This window comes from Deinococcus depolymerans (genome assembly GCF_039522025.1).
GTDB lineage: Bacteria > Deinococcota > Deinococci > Deinococcales > Deinococcaceae > Deinococcus > Deinococcus depolymerans.
Map to the genome: position 1 here is coordinate 216,063 of NZ_BAAADB010000003.1, position 23,538 is coordinate 239,600.

23 protein-coding genes are annotated in these 23,538 nt (G+C 70.9%); 10 read left to right on the forward strand and 13 right to left on the reverse strand.

The window, feature by feature from the left end:
* Positions 1 to 67: 67 nt before the first annotated feature.
* Complete coding sequence (locus ABDZ66_RS01420) at positions 68 to 394, forward strand: HNH endonuclease (protein WP_343755245.1); 327 nt, start codon at positions 68 to 70, stop codon at positions 392 to 394.
* Positions 395 to 651: 257 nt separating this feature from the next.
* Here the strand turns inward: ABDZ66_RS01420 and ABDZ66_RS01425 are convergent, their stop codons facing one another.
* The gene (locus tag ABDZ66_RS01425) at positions 652 to 1,311 is read right to left on the reverse strand and encodes a c-type cytochrome (protein ID WP_343755247.1); all 660 of its coding nucleotides are present in this window, start codon (positions 1,309 to 1,311) and stop codon (positions 652 to 654) included.
* 127 nt (positions 1,312 to 1,438) lie between these two features.
* Complete coding sequence (locus tag ABDZ66_RS01430; RefSeq protein WP_343755249.1) at positions 1,439 to 2,278, reverse strand: phosphatase PAP2 family protein; 840 nt, start codon at positions 2,276 to 2,278, stop codon at positions 1,439 to 1,441.
* 168 nt (positions 2,279 to 2,446) lie between these two features.
* Between ABDZ66_RS01430 and ABDZ66_RS01435 the strand changes: the two genes are divergently transcribed.
* On the forward strand, positions 2,447 to 4,024 hold the full coding sequence (locus ABDZ66_RS01435) for an ABC transporter ATP-binding protein (RefSeq protein WP_343755251.1): 1,578 nt from the start codon (positions 2,447 to 2,449) through the stop codon (positions 4,022 to 4,024).
* 132 nt (positions 4,025 to 4,156) lie between these two features.
* Here ABDZ66_RS01435 and ABDZ66_RS01440 read toward each other — a convergent pair whose 3' ends face one another.
* From ABDZ66_RS01440 to glgP, 3 genes are all read right to left on the reverse strand, one after another.
* Positions 4,157 to 5,080 carry an EamA family transporter gene (locus ABDZ66_RS01440; RefSeq protein WP_425544384.1) on the reverse strand — a complete coding sequence of 308 codons (924 nt, stop codon included), beginning with the start codon at positions 5,078 to 5,080 and terminating at the stop codon, positions 4,157 to 4,159.
* Positions 5,081 to 5,538: 458 nt separating this feature from the next.
* The gene (locus tag ABDZ66_RS01445) at positions 5,539 to 6,009 is read right to left on the reverse strand and encodes a carboxymuconolactone decarboxylase family protein (RefSeq protein WP_343755253.1); all 471 of its coding nucleotides are present in this window, start codon (positions 6,007 to 6,009) and stop codon (positions 5,539 to 5,541) included.
* A 351-nt stretch (positions 6,010 to 6,360) separates the two neighbouring features.
* The gene (glgP, locus tag ABDZ66_RS01450; protein WP_343755256.1) at positions 6,361 to 8,877 is read right to left on the reverse strand and encodes an alpha-glucan family phosphorylase; all 2,517 of its coding nucleotides are present in this window, start codon (positions 8,875 to 8,877) and stop codon (positions 6,361 to 6,363) included.
* Between the two features lie 113 nt (positions 8,878 to 8,990).
* On the opposite strand from glgP, the gene ABDZ66_RS01455 reads away from it, so the two are divergent.
* A complete protein-coding gene (locus tag ABDZ66_RS01455) occupies positions 8,991 to 9,476 on the forward strand; it encodes a hypothetical protein (protein ID WP_343755258.1) in 486 nt (161 codons plus the stop codon).
* A gap of 283 nt (positions 9,477 to 9,759) precedes the next feature.
* On the opposite strand, the gene ABDZ66_RS01460 is transcribed toward ABDZ66_RS01455, so the two are convergent.
* From ABDZ66_RS01460 to ABDZ66_RS01470, 3 genes are all read right to left on the reverse strand, one after another.
* Positions 9,760 to 10,029 carry a hypothetical protein gene (locus tag ABDZ66_RS01460; RefSeq protein ID WP_343755260.1) on the reverse strand — a complete coding sequence of 90 codons (270 nt, stop codon included), beginning with the start codon at positions 10,027 to 10,029 and terminating at the stop codon, positions 9,760 to 9,762.
* A gap of 114 nt (positions 10,030 to 10,143) precedes the next feature.
* Complete coding sequence (locus tag ABDZ66_RS01465) at positions 10,144 to 11,232, reverse strand: enolase C-terminal domain-like protein (protein ID WP_343755262.1); 1,089 nt, start codon at positions 11,230 to 11,232, stop codon at positions 10,144 to 10,146.
* Positions 11,229 to 12,029 carry an ATPase gene (locus tag ABDZ66_RS01470; protein ID WP_343755264.1) on the reverse strand — a complete coding sequence of 267 codons (801 nt, stop codon included), beginning with the start codon at positions 12,027 to 12,029 and terminating at the stop codon, positions 11,229 to 11,231. Before ABDZ66_RS01470 ends, ABDZ66_RS01465 begins: the two co-directional genes overlap by 4 nt.
* 115 nt (positions 12,030 to 12,144) lie before the next feature.
* Between ABDZ66_RS01470 and cysK the strand changes: the two genes are divergently transcribed.
* A complete protein-coding gene (gene cysK, locus ABDZ66_RS01475) occupies positions 12,145 to 13,113 on the forward strand; it encodes a cysteine synthase A (RefSeq protein ID WP_343755266.1) in 969 nt (322 codons plus the stop codon).
* A gap of 190 nt (positions 13,114 to 13,303) precedes the next feature.
* Here cysK and ABDZ66_RS01480 read toward each other — a convergent pair whose 3' ends face one another.
* Positions 13,304 to 14,032: a DUF937 domain-containing protein gene (locus ABDZ66_RS01480; protein WP_343755268.1), complete on the reverse strand. Its 729-nt coding sequence runs from the start codon at positions 14,030 to 14,032 to the stop codon at positions 13,304 to 13,306.
* Positions 14,033 to 14,214: 182 nt separating this feature from the next.
* On the opposite strand from ABDZ66_RS01480, the gene ABDZ66_RS01485 reads away from it, so the two are divergent.
* The 4 genes from ABDZ66_RS01485 (at position 14,215) to ABDZ66_RS01500 (ending at position 17,581) form a co-directional block, all read left to right on the forward strand.
* The gene (locus ABDZ66_RS01485; protein ID WP_343755270.1) at positions 14,215 to 15,060 is read left to right on the forward strand and encodes an ABC transporter permease; all 846 of its coding nucleotides are present in this window, start codon (positions 14,215 to 14,217) and stop codon (positions 15,058 to 15,060) included.
* Entirely contained in the window at positions 15,053 to 15,871 is an 819-nt protein-coding gene (locus tag ABDZ66_RS01490) for an ABC transporter permease (RefSeq protein ID WP_343755272.1), read from the forward strand. The genes ABDZ66_RS01485 and ABDZ66_RS01490 overlap by 8 nt, the downstream gene beginning before the upstream one ends.
* Before the next feature lie 88 nt (positions 15,872 to 15,959).
* Positions 15,960 to 16,916 carry an ABC transporter ATP-binding protein gene (locus tag ABDZ66_RS01495; RefSeq protein WP_343755274.1) on the forward strand — a complete coding sequence of 319 codons (957 nt, stop codon included), beginning with the start codon at positions 15,960 to 15,962 and terminating at the stop codon, positions 16,914 to 16,916.
* Between the two features lie 41 nt (positions 16,917 to 16,957).
* A complete protein-coding gene (locus ABDZ66_RS01500; protein ID WP_343755833.1) occupies positions 16,958 to 17,581 on the forward strand; it encodes a DNA-3-methyladenine glycosylase in 624 nt (207 codons plus the stop codon).
* Here ABDZ66_RS01500 and meaB read toward each other — a convergent pair.
* The 4 genes from meaB to scpA all read right to left on the reverse strand — a co-directional run bounded on the left by meaB (position 17,565) and on the right by scpA (position 21,658).
* Complete coding sequence (gene meaB / locus ABDZ66_RS01505; RefSeq protein WP_343755276.1) at positions 17,565 to 18,533, reverse strand: methylmalonyl Co-A mutase-associated GTPase MeaB; 969 nt, start codon at positions 18,531 to 18,533, stop codon at positions 17,565 to 17,567. The two genes, ABDZ66_RS01500 and meaB, sit on opposite strands and share 17 nt — an antisense overlap.
* Positions 18,509 to 19,045, reverse strand: a complete 537-nt coding sequence (locus ABDZ66_RS01510; protein WP_343755278.1) for a hypothetical protein — start codon at positions 19,043 to 19,045, stop codon at positions 18,509 to 18,511. The genes meaB and ABDZ66_RS01510 overlap by 25 nt, the downstream gene beginning before the upstream one ends.
* Positions 19,039 to 19,389, reverse strand: coding sequence for a hypothetical protein (locus tag ABDZ66_RS01515; protein ID WP_343755280.1), 351 nt, complete (start codon positions 19,387 to 19,389; stop codon positions 19,039 to 19,041). Before ABDZ66_RS01515 ends, ABDZ66_RS01510 begins: the two co-directional genes overlap by 7 nt.
* 115 nt (positions 19,390 to 19,504) lie before the next feature.
* Positions 19,505 to 21,658 (reverse strand): methylmalonyl-CoA mutase, encoded by a 2,154-nt coding sequence (gene scpA / locus ABDZ66_RS01520; protein ID WP_343755282.1) that lies wholly within the window; start codon positions 21,656 to 21,658, stop codon positions 19,505 to 19,507.
* A gap of 462 nt (positions 21,659 to 22,120) precedes the next feature.
* Between scpA and rpe the strand changes: the two genes are divergently transcribed.
* Positions 22,121 to 22,795: a ribulose-phosphate 3-epimerase gene (gene rpe, locus ABDZ66_RS01525; protein WP_343755284.1), complete on the forward strand. Its 675-nt coding sequence runs from the start codon at positions 22,121 to 22,123 to the stop codon at positions 22,793 to 22,795.
* Between the two features lies 1 nt (position 22,796).
* The gene (locus tag ABDZ66_RS01530; protein ID WP_343755286.1) at positions 22,797 to 23,525 is read left to right on the forward strand and encodes a 2-phosphosulfolactate phosphatase; all 729 of its coding nucleotides are present in this window, start codon (positions 22,797 to 22,799) and stop codon (positions 23,523 to 23,525) included.
* Positions 23,526 to 23,538 lie beyond the last annotated feature (13 nt).

Sequence of the window (23,538 nt, forward strand, 5' to 3'; positions counted from 1 at the left end):
CCACCTGCCCGGCCGGACTGTTCAGCGTCAGACAGTCCGGCCTTCCCGTGCGCCCGTATCTTCACGCATGGCCCGCCGGTCCCCCGCACCCACCTGGCCCCCGCCGCCCAGACCCGCGCCCACCTGCGCCCTGTGTCAGCGGGCGGTGCCGCACCTGACCGAACACCACCTGCTGCCCCGCTCACAGGGCCGCCGCCAGGGCGTGCGCGTGGCCGACCTGCCCACCACGCTGCTGTGCCGCCCCTGCCACAGTTTCCTGCACCGCACCTTCAGCAACGCCGAACTGGCCCGCGACTACCAGGACATCGGCGCGCTGCGCGCCCACCCGGACGTGCAGCGCTTCACCCGCTGGCTGCGCACGCAACCCGTCAGCAAGGGCGTGCGGGTGCGCTGATACGGACTCCGTTTGTTTCGCTGATACGGATTCCGTTTGTTTCGTTCACAGATCGGAACACCACCGATCTGTCAATTCGACGTCCGGAGGGGCGTTTCTCTCCTGCTCGCTCCGCGGCGCAGCTCTGCGAGTCCGCTCGGATTGAACGGCTTTGTAAGCCATTCAATCGGAGGCGGGCAGGACGCGCGGCATGCAGGCAGCGGGGAATGGAAAGGGGCCCGCCGCTGCCATGCCGGACGGGCCCCTTCCGGGTCAGGTCATTTCAGGGTGGCGACGTACGCGGCGACGGCCGTCAGGTCGGCGTCGGTCATGGGGCCCAGGGCGATGCGCATGGCGTCCGGGTAGGGAATGCCGGTCACCGGCGCGGCCTTGTACGCGCGCAGTGCCGTCAGGACCGACGGGGCGCTGCGGCCCTTCAGTGCGGGAATCCCGAGGGTCTCGGCGCCTTCGCCGGTCTCGCCGTGGCAGACGACGCAGGCGAGCACGCCGCGCGCCGGATCACCCGCGCTGTACAGCGTCTCGCCGGTCAAGGTCGTCCCGGCGGCGCTCGTGACCGGGGGCGCCGCGGGCGTTCCGTAGAACGCGGCGAGATCCGCGATGTCCTGGTCGCTGAGAGCCCCCGCCACGCGCTGCATGGTGCCGTTCGGGCGGGTGCCGGCGCGGAAGGCCAGCAGCGCGGCCTGGATGCCCGCAGCGCTGCGGCCGCTCAGGGTGGGGGCGCGGCCCGCACCGTGACAGCCGGCGCACGACCCGCTGAGGCCCTGCCCGCGCGCCGCGTCCGCCACCGGACGGCCCGGCGCGGCCTGGGCCAGGACAGCCGGCCGGCCCAGAATGACCGGCGCGCCGAGGACCAGCAGCGCGGGCAACAGGAACCGGGAAAGCCGTGTGAAGCGGACCTGCTCGAATCTGATCTTCATGGGTTCAACTCCGGTCAGGGGAGGTGCGCCGGAATGCCCCGGCCCGCTCATCCGCGCCGCTGGCATTCCTGACGAACTGGCTTTGACGGTCAGGCGCGTCCCACCACTGTACTCCCTCCGCTTCCGCTCACCGGGTGCCGGTCACCGGGGCGTGCCGGGTGGCAGGCTGCGCCGGCAGCGGCTCACCGGGCAACCAGCGGCGCAGCAGCAGCGGCACCCCCTCGGCCGCCACCAGCACCAGCAGCGCGTACCGCAGCGCCCGCACCAGCCCGATCTCCTTGATCCCGGCGGGCAGCGCCCCCAGCCCGAAGTACACGGCGAACACCACGGTCAGCCCGGCCAGCGCCACGATCAGTCGTCCTGCCAGGTCACGGGGGGGCGTGAAGGTCGGCCGCGCGAACCAGAACCCGGCCGCCAGCCCCAGGCCGACCGCGAACTCGCGTGGTGCGCCGATCGGCAGCAGGGCCGCCACGACCAGCGCCGCCAGCGGCGGGGCCCAGCGCAGCGCGCCAGCCTGCGGGAACGCGCCCCGAGCCGCCAGCAGGGCAAACGCGCCGCCCAGCAGCAGACCCACGGCCACGTCACTGGGGTAATGCACGTGCAGAACCAGGCGGGACGCGGCGATCAGCGCCACGAGCGCGAGCGTCACGCCGGTCACCCAGGGACGGCGCACCTGCGCGGCGATCCCCCACCACAGGGTCGCGGCCAGCTGCGAGTGCCCGCTGGGCAGGCCCGGCCCGCCCGCCGTGGCCCGCGCCGCGGCCGACGCCACGGACGGATCGTCCGTGAACGGGCGCGGCAGATTCAGGCCGTACTTCAGCGCCGCGTTCAGCAGGTAACTCAGCGCGAACGCCACGCCCAGCTGCCGCCCGCCCCGCGGGCTCACCAGCCAGGTGTACAGGGCCAGCGCCACGATGAAGACCTCGTCACGACCCAGGTTCGTGATCATCAACCAGACAGATTCCATGATCCCATCATCATGCCCCACGGAACGCCCGGACGGCAGGCGGGGTGTGACCGAAACAGCCGGCCCCGTCCGTATGACGCGTGCGCCCAGCCTGCCGGCCCTGCCACCGGTCCCGCGCACCCCCCCGGGGTCTGTCCAGACGAGCCCGTGAAAGCTAGACTGAACGTTATGACTGTTCCACAGGCCGACGTTCTGCGCGCCGTTCAGCACAACTCCCCGAACGCGCTGGAGTTGCGCGGCATCACCAAGCGCTTCCCCCTCGTACTCGCCAACGACGACATCTCCATGCAGGTCAGGTGGGGCAGCGTTCACGCCCTGTGCGGCGAGAACGGCGCGGGCAAGAGCACCCTGATGAAGATCGTGTACGGCATTCAGCCCCCCACCAGCGGGCAGATCGTCGTGGACGGCGAGACCGTCGACCTCACCGACCCCAGCGAGGCCATCAAGCGCGGCATCGGCATGGTCTTCCAGCACTTCATGCTGGTCGAGACCCTGACCGTCACCGAGAACGTCATCCTGGGCATGGAGCCCACCAGTGGCGGCGCCATCAATTACGCCGCGGCCCGCAAGCGCGTCGCGGAACTCATCAAGCAGTTCAACTTCGACCTGAACCCCGACGCCATCGTCGGTGAACTGCCCGTGGGCCTCCAACAGAAGGTCGAGATCCTCAAGACCCTCTACCGCGGCGCCCGCATCCTCATCCTGGACGAACCGACCGCCGTCCTCACCCCCAGCGAGACCGACGAACTGTTCGACTTCCTGAAACACCAGTACGCCGCCAGCGGCAACGCCGTGATCTTCATCAGCCACAAGCTGCACGAGGTCCTGCACATCAGTGACACCATCAGCGTCATCCGGGACGGCCGCATGATCGGCACCATTCCGACCCAGGGCGCCACGACCGAACTGCTGGCCCGCATGATGGTGGGCCGCGACGTCACCCTGAAGGTCAACAAGGCCCCCGCCCAGCCCGGCGCCGTCGCGCTGGACGTGCAGAACGTCACCGTCAAGGGTGAACACGGCAACGCCGTGGACGGCGTGAGTTTCCAGGTGCGCGCCGGCGAGATCGTCGGCATCGCCGGCGTGGAAGGCAACGGCCAGAGCGAACTGGTCGAGGCGATCACCGGCCTGCAGGCCTACCAGGGCCAGATCACGTACCTCGGCAAGGTCGCGCGCGGCGTGCGCGAGGTCGAGGCGTCCGGCCTGTCGCACGTGCCCGAAGACCGCAACGAGCGCGGTCTGGTCCTCGAGATGACCACCGCCGAGAACTTCATCCTGGGGGAGCAGGACCGCGCGCCCTTCGCCGGACCGCTGGGCTTCCTGAACCGCGAGGTCATCGAACAGAACGCCCGTGACCTGAGCGAGAAGTACGACGTGCGCCCCCGCTCCACCAGCCTGCCGGCGGGCCGCTACTCCGGCGGGAACGCCCAGAAGATCATCGTCGCCCGCGAGATGCGCAAGGGCCCCAGGATCCTGGTCGCCAGTCAGCCCACCCGCGGCGTGGACATCGGCGCCATCGAGTTCATTCACGCCCGCATCGTCGAGGCGCGCGACCAGGGGCTGGCCGTGCTGCTCGTCAGCGCCGACCTGGGCGAGGTCATGAACCTCGCCGACCGCATCCTGGTCATGTACGAGGGCAAGGTCGTCGGCGAGGTGGACGCCGCCCACGCCACCGACACGCAACTGGGCCTGCTCATGACCGGCAGCGGCGAGGCCATGAACACCCAGGTCAGCTGGCAGGAGTGATACGGACTCCGATTGAATGGCTGACAAAGCCGTTCAATCAGAGCGAAGCGAGGAGGAGAGAAACGGGTTCCGGACGTGGAGCCGGCAATCCGGTGCAGTTCCGGATTGTTGGCGAAACAACCGGAGTCCGTATCAGTTCACCGGTTCAGGCTCCGTGTGGGCGGTGGGTTTGCCGGTCAGGTTGATGCCGGCGCTGGCGGCGATCACGCACAGCATGGCGATCCACTGCGCGGCGCCCAGACGTTCACCCAGGAACAGCAGGCCGCTCAGGGCGGCGATGGCCGGTTCGACGCTCATCATCACGCCGAACACGCGGGCGGGAATGGCGCGCAGCGCCCGCATCTCCAGGGTGTACGGCAGGGCGCTGGACAGCACGGCCACGCCCAGGCCGAGCAGCAGTGAGCCGGGTGCCAGCAGTTTCGGGCCGGCCTCGGCCACGCCGAAGGGCAGGGTCACGATGGCCGCCACGATCATGCCCGCCACCACGCCGGTCGTGCCGGGCACGCGCCGCCCCACCGCGCCGCCCGCCAGGATGTACAGCGCCCAGAACGCACCCGCCAGCAGCGCCAGCCCGATCCCGACCGGGGAGACGGCCTCGGCGGCGCCGCCCGTCAGCTGATGTCCCAGCGGTGAGATCAGCGCGATGCCCACCCCGGCCAGGACGACCCACGCGACGTCCAGGGCGCGGCGGGACAGCAGCAGCGACAGCGTGAGCGGCCCGATGAATTCCAGCGTCACGGCCAGCCCCAGCGGCAGGGTCCGCAGGGCTTCGTAGAACGCGAGGTTCATCAGGCCCAGCGCCGCGCCGTACGGCACGATGGCCGCCCATTCGGCCCGGCGCAGCTGCCGCAGGGCGGGGCGCAGCACCAGGGTCAGCAGGGCGGCGGCCAGGGTCACGCGGACGGTCGTGGTGCCGGCGGCACCCAGCGTCGGGAACAGCGTCTTGGCGAAGGCGGCGCCACCCTGAATGCTGAGCATGGCGAGCAGCAGCGCCGGAATGGGCGGCAGGTCCGGCCGGGGGCGGGCAGCAGAGCGGGCAGCAGTCATGCCGGGCATTAGAGCACCTGCCCCTCCCCGGGCTGGCGGCGGGCGCTAGAGCAGTTGCCATAGAGAGGCCGTCTGCATGGCCGGGCGGACCTGTCACGCTCCGCAGGAGAGCGGGTGAAGGTTCACGGGCAGGAGGACTGGAACAGAGGCGAGGCAGAGACTGGAGGCACCGGACGTCTGTTGTTCCGACGCCTCCAGTCGGAGAACGGCTCTAGAACACGTTCCGTGCGCGTCTGCGCTGCGGCGCCCCCACAGGTTCGCCGCGGATTTCCCGCAGGGCCTGCCCCCACCATTCAACCGGAGTCCGTTTCATACGGACTCCGATTGAATGGGCTGCAAAGACCATTCAATCCGAGCGGATGCGACTCGCAGAGCTGCCCCGCATAGTAGGAGAGAAACGGATTCCGGACGTGGAGTTGGCAGATCGGTGGTGTTCCGATCTGTCAACGAAATAAACGGAATCCGTATCAGTCGCGCGCCGGTCCTTCCGGTGTCCCCTTGTCCGGTGTCTGCACCTGCGGCGCGGCCTTCCGTTCGGCCAGGACGCGCCCGGCGATATTGAAGCCGTTCAGCCCGGCGGGCACCCCGGCGTAGATGGCGACCTGATGGAGTACGTCGCTCAGGTCGCGTTCGCTCACGCCACTGTTGGGGGTGGCGCGCAGGTGCCCTTCGAGTTCGCGGTCACGGCCCAGCGCCGCCAGGATGCCCAGCGTGACCATGTGCCGCTCGCGGTCGGTCAGGCCGCCGCGGCCCCACACGGCGCCCCAGGCGTACTCGGTCAGGAACCGCTGGAAGTCCGCGCCGAAGGCGTCCGGGTCGCCCGCGAAGGCGCGGTCCACGAAATCCTGCCCCATGAGTTGCGCCCGCTTCTGCTTGCCGCGCGTGAGCAGTTCGCTGTCCTGCGGGCCGGTTCCCGGAGCGTCCGTGTGGTCGTTCATGCTCCACGCTACCCGCTGCGGGCATGTGTGGGTGTCATGCGGACTCCGATTGAATGGGTGGCAAAGACCGTTCCATCCGGGCGGAGCCAGACGGCAGTCCGTCTCATACGGATTCCGTCTGTTTCGTTGACAGATCGGAACGGCACCGGGTCGTCAACTCCACGTCCGGAACCCGTTTCTCTCCTACTCGCATCCGCTCGGATTGAATGGCTTACAGAGCCGTTCTATCGGAGTCCGTGTCACCCCGTGAAGGGCAGGGGAGACGCAGGGCCGTTCCCGAAACAGGGCCGCCCCCCGCGGACTGGGCGGGGGGCGGCGTGGGGTCAGTCCGGGCGGATCAGGTCCGCTTGATCAGGCCCACTTGATCAGGCCGGCTTCCAGGTCGTTGCTCAGGCCCTCCACGGCCGGGAACATGCGCACGCCGACCGAGTACAGCCCGCTCTCGTTCAGGGGCACGTCGGCGCTGAAGGTGCCGTCGCCGCGGCTGGTCAGCGGCACGCGGGTCAGCTGGCCGGCGCGGTTCAGGACGGCTTCCACCCGCAGTTCGTTCAGGTTGATGCCGGCCGGGTTCACGGTTGCCGTGACCGGCACGGTCTGGCCGGGCTGGCTGGTGGCGGGCAGACTGGCCTGGGCGTTCAGGGCCGTGTAGGGCCACTGCTGACGCACCCAGCCTTTCCAGCTGGCGATCTCGCGGGCGCGTTCGCTGTGGCGGGCGGCGAGGGCCGCGCCGCGCTCGGCGATGGGCCGGTAGTACTTCTGCACGTAGTCGATCACCTGACGCTGCATCGAGAAGCGGGGGCTGCAGGTCTCGATGGCGCGGCGGACGGTGTGCGCCCAGGATTCGGCGCCCTCGCGCTGCCCGTAGTAGCGGGGCGCGATCTCGGTCTCGATGGTCTGGTACATGCTGAAGGCGTCGGCGTCGTCCTGCACGTTCAGGTCGGCGTACTCGCGTTCCTCGCCGATGGGCCAGCCGTTCGTGCCGTCGTAGCCTTCACGCCACCAGCCGTCGAGGATGCTCAGGTTGGGGCTGCCGTTGAAGCTGGCCTTCATGCCGCTGGTGCCGGACGCTTCCAGGGGGCGGCGGGGGTTGTTCAGCCAGATGTCCACGCCCTGCACGAGGTGACGGGCGACGTGCATGTCGTAGTTCTCCAGGATCACGATTCGGCCGCGGAATTCGGGTTCCTGGCTGAGTTTGTAGATCTCCTGGATGAAGGCCTTGCCGGGGTTGTCGGCGGGGTGGGCCTTGCCGGCGAACACGAACTGCACCGGGCGTTCCGGGTGGTTCACGATGCGGCTGAGGCGTTCGCGGTCACGGAACAGCAGCGTGGCGCGTTTGTACGTGGCGAAGCGGCGGGCGAAGCCGATGGTCAGGGTGTTCTCGTCGAGCAGGGTGTCGGTGGCGGCGACGTCGGCGGCCGAGGCGCCGTTGCGGAGCTTCTGCTCGCGCATGCGGCCGCGCACGAAGGTGATCATGTCGCGTTTCATGTCGCGCTGCACGTCTTGCAGCTGCTGGTCGGTCAGCTTCTCGACTGCCTGCCACATCTGCTCGTCTTCGAGGCGTTCGGTCCAGTCGGCGGGCAGGACGGTCGAGAGCAGGTCGCGCATGGCCTGGCTGGTGAAGGTGAGGTTGTGCGCGCCGTTCGTGACGTGCCCGATCGGGACTTCCTCGGTCTGCGCGCCGGGGTACAGGAACTTCCACATGTCGCGGCTGACCTCGCCGTGCAGTTCGGACACGCCGTTCGCGGCGCGGCTCATGTTCAGGGCGAACACGGTCATGGAGAAGGTGGGGACGAGGTGGCCGTCCCACATCTGCTCGTGCTCGGCCAGCCGGTACAGTTCGTCGCGGCTGGTGGCGAGCTGCGCGGGCCACGCGCCGATGTAGCGGTCCATCAGGTCGTACGCGAAGGCGTCGTTGCCGGCGGGGACGGGCGTGTGCGTGGTGAACAGGGTGGAGCTGGCGACGGTTTCCACGGCGGTGCGGAAATCCAGGCCCTGCGCGACGTACTCGCGGGTGCGTTCCAGGCCCAGCAGGGCGGCGTGGCCCTCGTTCATGTGGTACACGTCGCCGGGGATGTTCAGCAGCCTGAGGGCGCGGATGCCGGCCACGCCGAGCAGCACGTACTGCTGCACGCGCAGTTCCTGGTTGCCGCCGTACAGGCGGGCGGTGAGTTTGCGGTCCTCCTCGCTGTTCTCGGGGACGTTGGTGTCGAGCAGCAGCACGCGGATGCGGCCGACGTTCAGGTTCCACACGCGCGAGTGAACGGTGCGGTTGCCGATCACGACGCTCACGCGCGTCTCCTCGCCGCTGTGGGTCAGGGCGGGGGTGATGGGCAGGGTGGTCAGGTCGAGTTCGTCGTAGGTTTCGTTCTGCCAGCCTTCGCGGTCGAACAGCTGCGTGAAGTACCCCTGGTGGAACAGCAGGCCGACCGCCGTGAAGGGAATGCCGAGGTCCGAGGCGCTCTTGCAGTGGTCGCCGGCCAGGACGCCCAGGCCGCCGGAGTAGATGGGCAGGGACTCGTGGTAGGCGTACTCCATGGAGAAGTACGCGACGGGTTTCATGTCCGGGGCGTTCTTGGCGGCCCAGGTGTCTTTCTTGCCCATGTAGGCGTCGAAGTCGGCCATGACCTGCGCGTAGCGGGCGAGGTAGGCGGGATCGGCGGCCACCTGTTGCAGGCGGGCCTGGGGGACTTCCAGCAGGGTGCGGACCGGGTTGTGCTGGAAGCGCTCCCAAATGGTGGAATCCAGTTCCTGGTACAGCGCCTGTGCGCGGGGGGTCCACGACCAGTACAGGTTGTACGCGAGTTCAGACAGCCTTGCGATGCCGGGCGGCAGCTGGGGCAGCACGGTGACTTTGCCAATGACGTTCATACCAGATGAGCTTACACTAAGCCCATCTTTACCGTCTAAACTCCGCCGCCGCGTGCAGCACGCCGCGTGAGGGCTGTTGTCCAGACAGGCACGCCGCGTGGCAGCATGACCGCATGCGCCCCACCGATTCCTCACCGGCCCCCGACCCGCAGGCCGCCCTGATGGCCGAAGGAGACCGCCTCGCCCGCCACCTGGCACAGACGCTGGGGGCCACCCTGCCCGACCAGCCGCGCCTGACACTGCTGGGCCGCAGCCTCGCCCTGAACCTCGTGAACGCCTTCGTGCCCACCCTGGAACACGTCACGCGGCGCGCCGGCAGTCCACTGCACGCCGCGCTGACCGTGGACGACCGGGGCCGGCCCCTGCTGCAGACCGCCACCCCGGACGGCGAGGCCGGCCCGGCCCTCAGCGCCGACGACCTGCTGCGCGACCTGCTGTTCGTGCGCGGCCACCTGCACCCCACCGTGCGCGACCACCTGCAGGCCGGCCTGGGCGGCAGCGAACACCAGGCCACCCGCGCCCTGGTCGCCTGCCTGAACAGCCGCCCCGTGCTGGACGCCATGACCCGCGCCGTTCAGGCGCTGATGCCCCGTTCCTGAACCGACCGCCGGCCGCTCCGGACGGCCGGTGGCGCGGCCCCGCAGAGGAGCAGAACGGGCCTCGGGCGTGGCGTTGGCAACCCGGTGGTGTTGCGGGTCGTCAACGAAACAGACGGAATCCGTTTCACACGGACTCCGATTGAACGGGCTGCAAAGCCCGCTGGGTCCGGGCGGATGCGACTCGGAGAGCTGCCCCGCAGAGCAGGAGAGAAACGCCCCTCCGGACGTGGAGTTGACAGATCGGTGGTGTTCCTACCGGTGAACGAAACAGACGGAATCCGTTTCAGCCGCGCTGCGGGCGGTTGCTGCTCTCCTGCGTGACCGGCGCGGGGCTCTGCAGGTGGCGGACCAGCATCACCAGCACGGCGCTGGCGTGCAGGGTCAGCAGCATCAGCAGCTCCAGGGTGGGTTTCATGACGTACCCGGCCGCCCCGACCAGCTGAAACAGGATCAGAATCAGCAGGCCGTGGGCGCGGCGCTCAGGCAGCCGCCGGTAGACGTAGGTGCCACCGACCATGCTGAACATCAGCGGCAGCAGCAATGCGTTAAGCATTTCTTGATCCATACCTCATTATGTGCCGGTCATCATGACAGCCGCATGACCGCCCCGGCCGCCCGGCCCTTCATACTCGTTTCCCACCCCGGAACTGCCTAAACAACTGCGGCCCTACACCCGGTAGCGGGCCAGAAGGGCCGGATCCACCCGGTGCGCCCGCAGGGACCCCACATCCAGCCAGCCGTCCCGGAACTCGATGGGTGCGTCCAGCAGGTCCGCCTGGAGTTTCAGCACGAAACTCAGTTCACACGGTTCCGTGACCTCGGGACGGGTGGACAGCAGCGCCGCGTGCAGCGTGCCCAGACCGGTGCTGGCCTGCGAGCCCACCATGCCGCGCTTCCCGTGCGCCGCCGCGCGGGCCAGCATGTCCAGCCCGTCCGTGAAACCGTTCCGGGCCGTCTTCACGTTCAGCACGTCGAAGGTGTTGAAGTCCAGTTCGCGCTCCAGGTCGGCCGGCGTGAAACAGGAGTCGTCCGCCACGATCGGCAGCCGCCCCTGCGCGTGCAGCTCGGCCCGCGCCCGCAGGTTCCGGGCTGGCAGGGGCTCCTCGACGTACAGCAGGCCCGCCGCGCGCATGGCGTCCAGCGCCGCCGGTGCCGAATCGGGCGTCAGCGTCTCGTTGCTGTCGGCGTACAGCAGCACGTCAGCCCCGAACTCCTCGCGCAGCGCCCGGATCACGCGCAGGTCCCGGTCGTGTTCGCGGCCCACCTTCACCTTCAGGCAGCGCACCCCGGCCTCCACCGCCCGGCGGGCCTCGGCCAGCATCTCTGCGGGCGGCGCGATGCCCAGAATGAAACTCACCCGCACGCGGGTGTTCGGGCCCAGCAGCGTGTCGAACAGCGTCAGGCCCTGCGCGCGGGCGCGGGCGTCATGCAGCGCCATGTCCAGCGCGCCGCGCGCCGTGTGGTTGTTCGCCACGCTGTTCCGCACGCGGTCCAGGCCCGGTCCGTCCGTGATCGGCAGGCCGCGCAGCTGCTCTTCCAGGTGCGCCAGGATGCCCAGCACGCTCGCCACCGTCTCGCCGTAGATGGTGGGGCGCGGCGTGGCCTCGGCCACTCCCACCGTGCCGTCCGAGAGGATCACGCGCACCAGCACGTGCTCGGCCGCGTTCAGCGCCGAGTGCGCCCCCCACGCCAGCGCGGAGGTCAGCGGCAGACGGAACGGAACGCCCTCCACCCGCGCCACCGTGGGCGCACTCACGCGGCACCTCCCGAGCGGGCGGCCCAGCCGCGCACGGCCGCCGCCACGCCGGCCGGGTCCAGCGCCACCGTGTCCAGCACCAGCGCCCGCGCGGGCGGCAGCGTCCGCAGGAACGACTCGGCCGCCGCCGGATCGTAGTTGCGGCGCTCGGACACCACGATCTTCACCTTCGCCAGCACCTCCGCCGGGTCGAACCCCGCGCCCGGCAGGGCCGCCAGCTCATCGAGTTCCGCGGGCGTGAACACGTCCTGCACGCCCCCGAGCCGCGCGAGTTCCTCCCGTGGCGTTCCCGCCCCCCCACCCCCGACCTGATCGAAGCTGTCCGCGCGGCCCAGCAGGCGCCGCACCCGCACCGTGTCCGGCGCGCCCAGCGCCACGAACCGCCACGCCGGGAACGTCCGCGCCGCGAAACGCACCTCGTCCAGGCCGCGCAGCCCGTCGAACACCGGCGCCTCGCCCCAGTGCCGCAGGTCCGCGACCAGGCTGCCCAGCGCCTGCGCCATGCCTCCCGGGTGCGCCTCCCGGTACGCCGCCGTCAGCCGGAAGCGTTCCTCGCGGTCCCGCACCGGCCGGCCGCCCGTGGCGGGCAGGATCATCACGGCGTCCGTCACGTCCCGCCGGTCCGGCAGGACCCGCATGGCCGCGTCCGCGCCGGTCAGGGCCGCCAGGGCCGTGCTCTTGCCCACGCCGGTCACGCCGACCAGGACGGTCAGCGGCAGGTCCGCAAGTCGCCGTTCGTGCGCGGCGGGGGGCGCGCCATCGGCACGCAGGAAGGGCAGGGAAACAGGGAGACTCACCCTCCGAGCGTAGCTCCTGCGCGGCGCTCCGGGAAACCCGAGGTTCAGTCAAGTCCGCCCGCGCCTGTCTGCCTGATTCCGGTTGCGGCGGCGCGCAGGGCCTATCCTGGGCGGCATGATCGAGTCGCTCATCGGCCACACGCCCCTGGTGCAGTTGCAACGGGTCACGGAACCGGACATGGCGGACGTGTTCGTGAAACTCGAGGGTCAGAACCCCGGCGGAAGCATCAAGGACCGCACGGCGCTCGGACTCGTCGAGGACGCCGAACGGCGCGGCCTGCTGAAACCCGGCGGGACCATCGTGGAACCCACCAGCGGCAACACCGGCATCGGGCTGGCGCAGGTGGCGGCCGCCAAGGGCTACCGGCTGATCCTGTGCATGCCGGCACAGATGAGCGAGGAACGCAAACGCACGCTCGCCGCGTACGGCGCCGAACTGGTCCTGACCGACCCGCAGCGGCGAATGCTGGCCGCCATCGAGGAGGCCGAGGCCATCGCCGCGCGCACCGGCGCGGTCATGATGGGCCAGTTCACGAACCCCGCCAACCCCGCCGTGCACGAGGCCACCACCGGCCCCGAACTGTGGGAGCAGATGGAGGGCCGCATCGACGCGTTCGTGTACGGCACCGGCACCGGCGGCACCATCAGCGGCGTCGGCCGGTACCTCAAACGCCTGAACCCGGCCGTGCAGATCATCGCCTGCGAACCCGCCCGCAGCAACGTCCTGAGCGGCGGGGAGCGCGGCGAGCACGGCTTTCAGGGCATGGGCCCCGGCTTCATCCCGCAGAACCTCGACCGCAGCGTCCTGGACGACGTGGCGCAGGTCTGGGAGGAGGACGCCTACCCGCTGGCCCGCCGGCTGGCCCGCGAGGAAGGCATCTTCGTGGGCATGAGCAGCGGCGCGATGGCCTGGGCGGCGCTGCAGGTCGCCCGCCGCCTCGGCCCCGGAAAGCGGGTGGCGACCATCGCCTGCGATACCGGCGCCCGCTACCTGACCACCAGCCTCTTCCAGCAGGAGCAGGACACCCCGCCCGGTTACCGCCCCCGCTCACGCGAACGCACGGACCGCACCGCCACGACCTGACGCTGACTCCGGTTGAACGGCTTGCAACGCCGCCGGGTCCGAGCGGACGCTGCCGGAGCGGCGCCGCACAGGAGCAGCAACACGGATTCCGGACGTGGACTCGGCGTCCCGGTGCATGGGCGGGTTGACGAAACAGACGGACTCCGTGCGCCCCCCACACTGGCCCGGCCCGCACGGCAGACGCCGGGGGTCAGCGGCGCTGGCCGGCCCCGCCGAACATGCCGATCAGGTCGTCCAGGGCGCTGCCGTCGCCGTCACTGTCCAGCGCGCGGTTCAGGGTGCCCATCAGGCCGCCGGCCGGCGCGGCCTGCTGCGGGGCCGGAGCTCCCCCCAGGACGCTGCCCAGCAGGCCGCCCAGGTCGCCGCCCGTGGACGCCGGCGCGCGGCCCGTCTGCGCCTGAGACTGCGCGCCCCCGCCCAGCAGCCCACCGAGCAGCCCGCCCAGCCCGCCGGCCGCGCCGCCACCCAGCAGTCCGCCCAGGACGCTGCCGAGGTCCGCGCCGCCCGCCGGCCCCTGACCCTGCTTCTGGCGGCTCAGGTAGGCCAGGACCAGCGGGGCCAGCATGCTCATGATCTGCATGGCGACCTGCGGGTCGATCCCGGCGCGCCGGCTGACGGCCTGCGCCGCCTGCTCCTGCTGCGCGCCGAACACGTGCCCGAGGATCCGCTGCCCGTCCTGCGTGTCGGGCACCTGCCCGCCCGCGAAGGCGTCCAGGGCGCTGCCGTCGTGGCGGTCGAGCGCGCCGGCCAGGGCGTCCAGGCCGCCGGGCTGCGCGGCGTTGCGGGTCAGGGCGCCCAGCAGCAGCGGCAGCGCCGCCTGGATGGCCGCCTGGGTCTGGTCGGGGCTGGTCCCGGTCTGCCGCGCCACCGTCTGCTCTGCCTGTCCCGCGCCGCCCAGCATGTTGAAGATGTCCATCATGGTGTGTTCCTCCGGTTGGTGAAGTGGGTTCAGCGTACCTCCCGGCGCGTCCCGCCCCCGCCGGGGGTGCTTCAGGAATCCCTGACGTCCGCGCCGTTCCCTCCGCCACCCGGCGTATTCCGCGTCCGTCCCCGCCCCTGTAGCCTGAACGCTTCCAGTTCGGCAACTGGAGGAGGGAACCTATGACCACCATGCCCGCCCCCCCCACGGGGGGCCACGTTTCACGTCTGTCCCGGCTGGCGCTGCCCTGGGCGGTGGCCCGGCTGGGCTTCCGGCGGCAGGTCGCGTACCCGCAGGCGGCCCTGTGGGGCCTGATCACCAACTCGTTCTTCGGCCTGCTGCGCGTGGCGGTGCTGCTGGCACTCTTCGGCACGCGCCCGCAGGTGGCCGGGTACACCCCGCAGGACGCCATCACGTACACCGGCCTGACCCAGGCGTTCATCATGGCCTTCAGCCTGTTCGGCTGGTTCGACTTCATGCGCGCCGTCCACCGGGGCGAGGTGACGGCGGACCTGCTGCGCCCCGCCAGCCTGCTGGGCTTCTGGGCCGCGCAGGACGCCGGGCGGGCCCTGGGGCAGCTGGTGCTGCGCGGCCTGCCCATGCTGCTGATCTTCCAGGTCATCTGGGGCCTGAACTGGCCGCCCGGCCCGCTCGCGTGGGCGCAGGTCGTCCTGAGCGTCCTGCTCGCCTGGGCGTGCGGGTTCCTGTTCCGCTTCCTGGTGAACTGCGCGGCGTTCTGGTCGCCGGACGCGGTGGGCTTCGGGCGCTTCGCGTGGGCGGTGCTGGGCCTGGGCTGCGGCTTCCTGATGCCCCTGGCGTTCTTCCCGGAAGGCTTTCGCGCCGTGCTGGCCTGGACGCCCTTTCCCGCCATGCTGAACACCACCGTGGAACTCTGGGTGGGCGTCACCACGGGCGGCGCGGCGTGGGCGGCGCTGGGCACGCAACTGGGCTGGACCGTGGCGCTGCTGCTCGCCTGCCGGGTCACGCTCCGGGCGGGCCTGCGGCGGCTGGAGGTGGCCGGTGGCTGACCTGCGGCGTCACCTGACCCTGTACCTGCGGCTGCTGGGCGCGCAGATCCGCTCGCAGGGCGCGCACCGCACCTCGTTCCTCCTCGACGCGCTGGGCAGCCTGCTGATCACCGCCGCCGAGTTCGCCGCGCTCGCCCTGGTCCTCCCACGCTTCGGCGGGCTGGGCGGCTGGACGCTGGGCGAGATCTGCCTGCTGTACGGCCTCGCGGAACTCGCGTTCGTCCTCATGGACATCCTGTTCGGGGGTTTCGACGCGCCCAACCTGTCCGCGCACGTCCGCAGCGGCTCGTTCAGCACCTTCCTGCTGCGCCCCGCCCCGCTGACCCTGCAGGTGTTCGCCTCCGACTTCGCGCTGCGCCGCCTGCCGCGCGTCCTGCTTGCCGCCGCCATCGCCGGGTACGGCCTCACGCACGCCCCCCTCGCGCCCGGCCCGGAAACGGCCGCCCTGCTGACCGCCGCCATGCTGGGCATGATCTGCTTCTTCGGCGGGCTGTTCGTCATCGGCGGCACCCTCACCTTCTGGACGGTGGACAGCGTCGAGGCCATGAACGTCCTGACCTACGGCGGCCGCACCCTGATCAGCTACCCCATGGACATCTACTCCGCCTGGCTGCGGCGCACCTTCACGTACCTGATCCCCGCCGGGTTCCTGTCCTACCTGCCCGCCCTGCACCTGCTGGGCCGCCCCCTGCCCGACGGCCTGCCCGGCTGGGCCGCGCTGCTCGGCCCGCTGGCCGGACCGCTCGTGCTGGCCGGGGCGTTCGCGTTCTGGCGGGTCGGCGTGCGGCACTACCAGGGCACCGGGACATGAGGGCGGTGGGCTCTGGGCGGTGGGCTTCGAGGATCGACCCGACCGTCCCCGCCTTTCACGACACGCCATTCAAGAGAGGAGGCACCCCATGATTCACGTCGAGCACCTGCGCAAGACCTTCACCACCCGCACCGGCCGCTTCCTGAGCGCGGGGCGGCGCACCCACGAGGCCGTCCGGGACGTGTCCTTCCACATCCCACGCGGCGAGATCGTCGGGTACCTCGGGCCGAACGGGGCGGGCAAGAGCACCACCGTCAAGATCCTCACCGGGCTGCTCGTACCCGACAGTGGCGCCGTCACCGTGGGCGGCCTGACCCCCTGGCAGGACCGCCGCCGCCACGTCGCGCGGCTCGGCGCGGTGTTCGGGCAGCGCACCACCCTGTGGTGGGACCTGCCGGTCATCGAGAGCCTGCGCCTGCTGCGGCACGTGTACCGCATCCCGCAAGGCCACTGGCAGGCGAACCTGGACACCTTCACCGACCTGCTCGACCTCGGGCCGTTCCTGCACACCCCCGCCCGCACCCTCTCGCTGGGCCAGCGGATGCGGGCCGACCTCGCCGCCGCGCTGCTGCACGACCCGGAACTGCTGTTCCTGGACGAACCCACCGTCGGCCTCGACGTCGTGGCGAAGGACCGCATCCGCGACTTCATCGCGCACATCAACCGCGAACGCGAGGTCACGGTACTCCTCACCACGCACGACCTCGGGGACGTCGAGCGCCTCGCGCGGCGCGTGCTGATCATCGACCACGGACAACTGCTGTTCGACGGCCGGCTGGCGCACCTGCAGGCGCAGTACGGCTCGCACCGCGAACTGCACGTGGAGTTCAGCGAACCCGTCCCCGACGCCGGGGTGCCGGGCCTGACCCTCCTGAGCCACGAACCGGGCCGCGCCACGTACGCCTTCACGGGCGCCGCTGCGGACCCCATCGCCCGCGTCACCGCTCACGCCCCCGTCCGGGACCTGACCGTGCGCGAACCGGACATCGAGGCCACCGTCCGGCGCATCTACGAGGGCGACCTGCTGCGCGCCGCACTAACATGACGGGCGTGATCACTCCAGACAGGGCAGGCGCGGTGCCCGGCATGCCCCCCCCGCTCCCGCCGTCCCACTTCCGGGGCGATCCGGTTCCCGTCGCCCGCGCGCTGCTGGGGGGGACGCTGGTGCGCGTGCTGGACGGCGGGGAACGCCTGACCGGGCGGATCGTCGAGGTCGAGGCCTACGACTGCCCCCGCGATCCCGCCTGCACCGCCGGACGCTTCCACGCGGCCCGCAGCGCCGAGATGGCCATCCCGCCCGGCACGTGGCTGTTCTGGACCGCGCACGGCCACCCGCTGCTGCAGGTCGCGTGCCGCCCGGAGGGCGTGTCCGCCAGCGTCCTGATCCGCGCCCTTGAACCGCTGGAGGGCCTGGGCCAGATGCTGAGCTTCCGGCCCGTCATCCGCGAACGCGACCTGACGAACGGCCCCGCCAAACTCGTGTACGCGCTGGGCCTGAACCCCGCGCAGATCAGCGGGCGGCCCGTGAACGCCCCGGAACTCCACCTGCTGCCGCCCCCCGCCCCCCTTCCGGACGAGATGGTGGAGGTCACCGCCCGCGTCGGCATCCGCGAGGGCCGCACCCTCCCGTGGCGCTTCACGATGCGCGGCAACCCCTGGGTGTCACCCGCCGCGCCCAGCATGGACCTGAGCGTCACCCCGGACGGGTAGGGGCCTCCGCCAGCAGCGCGGCGACGCCCTGCACCGCTGTGCGCTCGCCGCGCAGGACCTCGCCTCGTAGGGCGTGCAGCCGCGCCGGGTCGAGGCCCGCCTGGAACGCCCGCCAAGCGGCCTCGCGCAGCAGTTCGTCGAACCACTGCGCCGCCTGCCGCTGCCGTTTCTCGCGCAGGTCCACGGCGGCGCGGTACGCCTCGACGGTGTTCCACACGGCGTCCAGTCCCTCGCCGGTCAGTGCGGAGGCCCGCAGCGCCACGGGCCGCCACGGCGCGTCGTGCGGGGTGAGCAGCGTCAGCGCGGTGCGCAACTCCGTCTGGGCGCGTACCGCCGCCTGCGGGTTCGTGTCGGCTTTGTTCACCACGCACACGTCCGCCAGTTCCATGATCCCCCGCTTGATGCCCTGCAACTCGTCCCCGGCGTTCGGGAGGGTCAGCAATACGAACAGGTCCGTCATGGCGGCCACCTGCGTCTCGCTCTGGCCGACGCCCACCGTCTCCACGAGGATCACGTCAAACCCCGCCGCCTCGCACAGCGTGATGGATTCCCGCGTGCGCCGCGCCACGCCGCCCAGCGTGCCCCCGCTGGGGCTGGGGCGGATGAACGCGTTCGGGTGCACCGTCAGGCGCGGCATGCGCGTCTTGTCGCCCATGATGCTGCCGCCCGTCCGGGCCGAACTGGGGTCCACGGCCAGCACCGCCACCCGGTGCCCCGCGTCGGCCAGTCGCACGCCCAGCGCCTCGATGAACGTGCTCTTGCCCACGCCCGGCACGCCCGTCAGGCCGATCCGCACCGACCGCCCGGCACGCGGCATGACCTCCGCCAGCAACGCCTGAGCCTGCGCCTCATGCTCCGGCCGCGTGGACTCGACCAGCGTGATCGCCTTCGCCAGCGCCCGCCGGTTCCCCGACAGGAGCGGCAGGGTCAGGGGATGCGGAGCGGCGGGCACGTGAACCTCTCTATCAGCTCGGCGGGACGCAGTTCCCTCTCCAGGGTGGGCCACGGAATGCGGTGCTCGGGTTGCACGGCCCCCCACTCGCGGGTCTGCACGACCTGCCCGTCCGGGCCGATCAGCCGTTCGATCCGCGCGGCGACCGTGTCCTGGCCGGGCGTGCGGCGCAGCGCCCACGAGTACGCGCGGGGGCGGCCCGCCTCGTCCCAGTCGATGCGCTGCTCGGTGCGGTCCGGGTTCCAGCCGGACGCCGCGCGGAACACCAGCCGCCGCACCGTGCCGCGCGCGTCCGTCCACGTCTGCACGTCGAAGAACGCGTCCATGATGCACGGCATCGACGAACCCTGGAACGCCCGCCAGCCGCCCAGCGCCGCGTCGTTCCCGGTCACGACCGCCCGCGCGGACGCGGCAGAGGAGAGGCCCACCGGGCCGCCCGCCCCGCCTGCCAGTGCGGCCCCGCCCGACAGCGGCGCACTCAGCAGCAGCGCCAGCATCACGTGCTTCAGCATTTCACTCCTTTCGGCACCGCCCGCAGATACGACCCCAGCGGTGTCGTCACACCCCGCGCCCGGAAGCCCGTCTCCTTCACCAGTCGCCCCCGCGCGTCGAACGATCCGCGCACGTCCAGCAGGCGCCCCGCGAACCCACTCCAGCTCACACTGAGGCCCGTCAGTCGCCCCGCCCGGTCGTAACTCTGCCGCACCCACAACCGGTTGTCCGGCACCAGCCGCGCGTACGTCAGGCTCCGCACCCGGCCCGAACGGTCCAGCAGGAACGTCGTATCCCCCCGCTCGCACACCCGCAGGCCCCCCACCTGCGCGGGCGGCCCTGCGGGTGGGGCGGGCAGGGTCATTCCCAGCGCGCCCGCACCGCTCAACCCAGCCCCGCCCAGCACGGCACACGCCACCACAGCCCTCAGTTGCTTCAGCATGCGGGCAGGTACGAGGCGGGGCGCGTGGAGGTTGCTCTCATGCCTGTTCGCGTGCTCGCAGGAGGTTCAGCACTTCGCGGGCGCTGCTGAGGATGGGGGTGCCGGGGCCGAAGATGCCCGCCGCGCCCGCCTCGCGCAGGGCAGGGTAGTCCTGTTGCGGGATCACGCCGCCCACGACGACGAGGATGTCCCCGGCGCCCTGTTCGCGCAGCGCGGCGATCAGCTGCGGGACGAGGGTCTTGTGCCCGGCGGCCTGACTGCTCACGCCGACGACGTGCACGTCGTTCTCGATGGCCTGCCGCGCGGCTTCGTCGGGCGTCTGGAACAGGGGGCCGACGTCCACGTCGAAGCCCAGGTCGGCGAAGCCGGTGGCGATGACCTTCGCGCCGCGGTCGTGCCCGTCCTGGCCCATCTTCACGACGAGGATGCGGGGGCGGCGGCCCTCGGCCTCGGCGAAGGCCTCGATCTCACCCTGGAGGGACGCGAAGCCCTCGTCGCCGTCGTACCCGGCGGCGTACACGCCGCTGAGGGTGCGGATCTCGGCGGCGTGGCGGCCCCAGGCGCGTTCCAGGGCGTCGCTGACCTCGCCGACGGTGCAGCGGGCCTGCATGGCGGTCACACTCAGGGCCAGCAGGTTGCCCTCGCCGGAGCGGGCGGCGTGTTCCAGGGCAGTCAGGGCGGCCTGCACGGCCTGCGGGTCGCGCGTTTCGCGCACGCGGTTCAGGCGGGCGATCTGCGCGTCGCGCACGGCGGCGTTGTCGATGTCCAGCACGTCCACCGGGGTGTCCTGGGTGGGGCGGTACTTGTTCACGCCGACGATGACGTCCTCGCCCCGGTCGATGCGGGCCTGTTTGCGCGCGGCGGACTCCTCGATGCGCAGTTTCGGCACGCCGCTCTCGATGGCCTTCGCCATGCCGCCCAGCCCTTCGACCTCGCGCATCAGTTCCCGCGCCTTCTCGGCGAGGTCGTGGGTGAGGCGTTCCATCATGAAACTGCCGCCCCAGGGGTCGATGACGTGCGGGATGCCCGTCTCCTCCTGGATGACCAGCTGGGTGTTGCGGGCGATGCGGGCTGAAAAATCGGTGGGCAGGCCGATGGCCTCGTCGAAGGAGTTCGTGTGGAGGCTCTGCGTGCCGCCGAACACGGCCGCCATCGCCTCGACGGTCGTGCGGATGACGTTGTTGTACGGGTCCTGCTCGGTGAGGCTCCAGCCGCTCGTCTGGCAGTGGGTGCGCAGCGCGCGGCTCATGGGGTTTTTCGGCTCGAAGGGGGCCATGAGTTCGCTCCAGAGCAACCGGGCGGCGCGGAGTTTGGCGACCTCCATGTAGAAGTTCATGCCGATCCCAAAGAAGAAACTCAGGCGCGGCGCGAACTCGTCGATGTGCAGGCCCTTCCCGAGCGCGGCCTTCACGTACTCCAGCCCGTCCGCGAGGGTGTACGCGAGTTCCAGCGCGGCGTTCGCCCCGGCCTCCTGGATGTGGTACCCGGAAATGGAAATCGAGTTGAAGCGCGGCATCTGCTGCGCCGTGAACTCGATGATGTCCGCGATGATCCGCATGCTGGGCGCGGGGGGGTAGATGTACGTGTTGCGGACCATGAACTCTTTCAGGATGTCGTTCTGGATGGTGCCCGACAGCTGATCCAGCGTCGCGCCCTGCTCGAGCCCCGCCACGATGTATCCCGCCAGGATCGGCAGGACCGCGCCGTTCATGGTCATGGACACCGACATCTCGCTCAGCGGGATGCCGTCGAAGAGGACCTTCATGTCCTCGACGGAGTCGATGGCGACCCCGGCCTTGCCCACGTCGCCCACCACGCGCGGGTGGTCGCTGTCGTACCCGCGGTGCGTGGCGAGATCGAACGCGACCGACAGGCCCTTCTGCCCGGCGGCGAGGTTGCGGCGGTAGAAGGCGTTCGATTCCTCGGCGGTAGAAAAGCCCGCGTACTGCCGGATCGTCCAGGGGCGCGCGGCGTACATGGTGGCCCTGGGGCCGCGCGTGAAGGGCGGCAGGCCCGGCAGGGTGTCGGTGTCCAGGCCCTCGGTGTCGGCGCGGGTGTACAGCGCCCGGAGGGTGATGCCCTCGGGCGTCTGGCGGTTCAGGCGCGCCGGGTCGGCGCCCTTCAGGTCCTTGCTGGCCTGGGCTTTCCAGGCGTTCAGGTCGGGTGCCTGGGCGGGGGTGGGGTGGGTCATGCGGTGGACCTCCGGCGGGTCAGGAGAGGCGGAGCGCCGTGGGGGGACTCCGGGAGTGGGGGACTTGATGCGCCCATCATGCCACGCACTCAAACGCACGTTAGGGTCGCTGGCGTTCCCGGCCGCGTGACAGGATTGCGCGCCCGTTCACGCTGTTCCGGGGGGAGTCGCCGGGACCATTCACCCCGTGGAGCTGCCGGAGCGGGGGCGTGCCGGTCCGTACACCAGGAAAGGTGGAAGGCGCGTGCCACGGACCCCGATTGACCGGGGTGCCAGAACCGTCCTGTCCGGGCGAAGCGGCTCGGAGAGCTGCCCCGCACGAGGGAAGCAGAGAGGACGGCCGGACGCGGAGCTGGCACCCCGGTGGTGGTCCGGGTCGTGAACGAAACAGACGGCAGTCCGTGTAATCCCGAATCGGTCATCTGTTCCTGACGTAACGTGAGGAATGTTAGACTACCCGGCGTGACTGCCGAACCCGATTCCGCCCGCCGCGTGAAACTCGCGCCGAGCATCCTCGCCAGCGACTTCAGCCGCCTCGGCGAGGAACTGAACGCCATCGCCGGAGCCGACTGGGCGCACGTGGACGTCATGGACGGCCAGTTCGTGCCGAACATCTCCTTCGGGCTGCCCATCCTCGCCGCCGCCCGCGCCGCCAGCAGTCTGTTCATGGACGTTCACCTGATGATCGACCGCCCGGAACGCTACCTGAAAGACTTCGCGGACGCCGGAGCCGACGGCCTGACCGTCCACGTGGAAAGCACCCCCCACATCCACCGCGCCGTGCAGCAGATCCGGGAACTCGGCAAGAAGGCCGGCGTGACCCTCAACCCCGGCACGTCCCTCGAGACCCTCCGCCCCGTCCTGCCCGAGGTGGACCTCGTCCTGATCATGAGCGTCAACCCCGGCTTCGGCGGTCAGAAATTCATTCCGCACAGCCTGGAGCGCATCCGCACCGTCCGCCGCTGGCTGGATGAACTCGGCAGCGCCGCCGAACTGCAGGTGGACGGCGGTGTCGGCCCCACCAACGCCCGCGCCGTCGTGAACGCCGGGGCCAGCAACCTCGTCGCCGGAAGTGCCGTGTTCGGCAGGGACGGCGCCCAGGCCGGACTGGAACGCCTGCGCGAGGCACTGAAATAACATGCGCCTCCGCGTCGACCTTCTCCCACACGGCAACTACCCGGATGTCGTCGTCATCATCGACGTGCTGCGCGCCACCACCACCGCCGTCGCGTACCTCGAACGCGGGGCCGACGCCCTGCTGCTGACCGCCACCCCCGAAGTCGCCCTGGCCCTGCGCCCGGAAGGGGAAAGCACCCCCTACCTTCTCGGCGGGGAACGCGGCGGCCTGCCCATCCCCGGCTTCGACTTCGGGAACAGTCCCGTCGAGGCTGCCGGGCAGAACTTCACGGGCAAGACGGTCGTCATGAACACCACCAACGGCACCGGCGCCGCCCACACCGCCGCGCAGACCGGTAAGCACATCTTCCTGGCTGCCCTGACGAACGCGCACGCCGCCGCCCGCCGCGCCCGCGCCGCCGCCACCGAGGAGATCGCCATCGTCTGCGCCGGTACCGACAGCCACGTCGGCCTGGAGGACGTGTATGCCGCCGGGGTGCTCGCCGAGTACCTGCTCGCCATGGGGGAATTCAGCATCGATGACGGCGCCCGCATCGCCCTGACCGTCCGCCGCAACGGCGGCAACCCCCTCGAGGCACTCAGCAGCAGCGGTCACGGCCAGCACCTCAGCCGCCTGGGGCTGGGCGAGGACGTGCGCCACGCGGCCGGCCTGAGTACCAGCACCATCGTTCCCACCCTGACCCGCGACGAGGACACCCCGGACCAGACCCTGAAGTTCACGGCCGGGTAACCCGCCGCCGTGC

What these genes read in the sequence shown, in the direction of transcription:
- ABDZ66_RS01500 (WP_343755833.1), top strand. Translation starts at nt 16,958, where the DNA reads ATGCCCCCCCCGCTCCCGCCGTCCCACTTCCGGGGCGATCCGGTTCCC.
- ABDZ66_RS01435 (WP_343755251.1), top strand. Translation starts at nt 2,447, where the DNA reads ATGACTGTTCCACAGGCCGACGTTCTGCGCGCCGTTCAGCACAACTCC.
- ABDZ66_RS01495 (WP_343755274.1), top strand. Translation starts at nt 15,960, where the DNA reads ATGATTCACGTCGAGCACCTGCGCAAGACCTTCACCACCCGCACCGGC.
- ABDZ66_RS01445 (WP_343755253.1), bottom strand. Translation starts at nt 6,009, where the DNA reads ATGAACGACCACACGGACGCTCCGGGAACCGGCCCGCAGGACAGCGAA.
- ABDZ66_RS01455 (WP_343755258.1), top strand. Translation starts at nt 8,991, where the DNA reads ATGCGCCCCACCGATTCCTCACCGGCCCCCGACCCGCAGGCCGCCCTG.
- cysK (WP_343755266.1), top strand. Translation starts at nt 12,145, where the DNA reads ATGATCGAGTCGCTCATCGGCCACACGCCCCTGGTGCAGTTGCAACGG.
- ABDZ66_RS01430 (WP_343755249.1), bottom strand. Translation starts at nt 2,278, where the DNA reads ATGGAATCTGTCTGGTTGATGATCACGAACCTGGGTCGTGACGAGGTC.
- ABDZ66_RS01485 (WP_343755270.1), top strand. Translation starts at nt 14,215, where the DNA reads ATGACCACCATGCCCGCCCCCCCCACGGGGGGCCACGTTTCACGTCTG.
- glgP (WP_343755256.1), bottom strand. Translation starts at nt 8,877, where the DNA reads ATGAACGTCATTGGCAAAGTCACCGTGCTGCCCCAGCTGCCGCCCGGC.
- ABDZ66_RS01425 (WP_343755247.1), bottom strand. Translation starts at nt 1,311, where the DNA reads ATGAAGATCAGATTCGAGCAGGTCCGCTTCACACGGCTTTCCCGGTTC.
- ABDZ66_RS01530 (WP_343755286.1), top strand. Translation starts at nt 22,797, where the DNA reads ATGCGCCTCCGCGTCGACCTTCTCCCACACGGCAACTACCCGGATGTC.
- ABDZ66_RS01510 (WP_343755278.1), bottom strand. Translation starts at nt 19,045, where the DNA reads ATGCTGAAGCACGTGATGCTGGCGCTGCTGCTGAGTGCGCCGCTGTCG.
- ABDZ66_RS01460 (WP_343755260.1), bottom strand. Translation starts at nt 10,029, where the DNA reads ATGCTTAACGCATTGCTGCTGCCGCTGATGTTCAGCATGGTCGGTGGC.
- scpA (WP_343755282.1), bottom strand. Translation starts at nt 21,658, where the DNA reads ATGACCCACCCCACCCCCGCCCAGGCACCCGACCTGAACGCCTGGAAA.
- ABDZ66_RS01515 (WP_343755280.1), bottom strand. Translation starts at nt 19,389, where the DNA reads ATGACCCTGCCCGCCCCACCCGCAGGGCCGCCCGCGCAGGTGGGGGGC.
- ABDZ66_RS01440 (WP_425544384.1), bottom strand. Translation starts at nt 5,080, where the DNA reads ATGCCCGGCATGACTGCTGCCCGCTCTGCTGCCCGCCCCCGGCCGGAC.
- ABDZ66_RS01480 (WP_343755268.1), bottom strand. Translation starts at nt 14,032, where the DNA reads ATGATGGACATCTTCAACATGCTGGGCGGCGCGGGACAGGCAGAGCAG.
- ABDZ66_RS01420 (WP_343755245.1), top strand. Translation starts at nt 68, where the DNA reads ATGGCCCGCCGGTCCCCCGCACCCACCTGGCCCCCGCCGCCCAGACCC.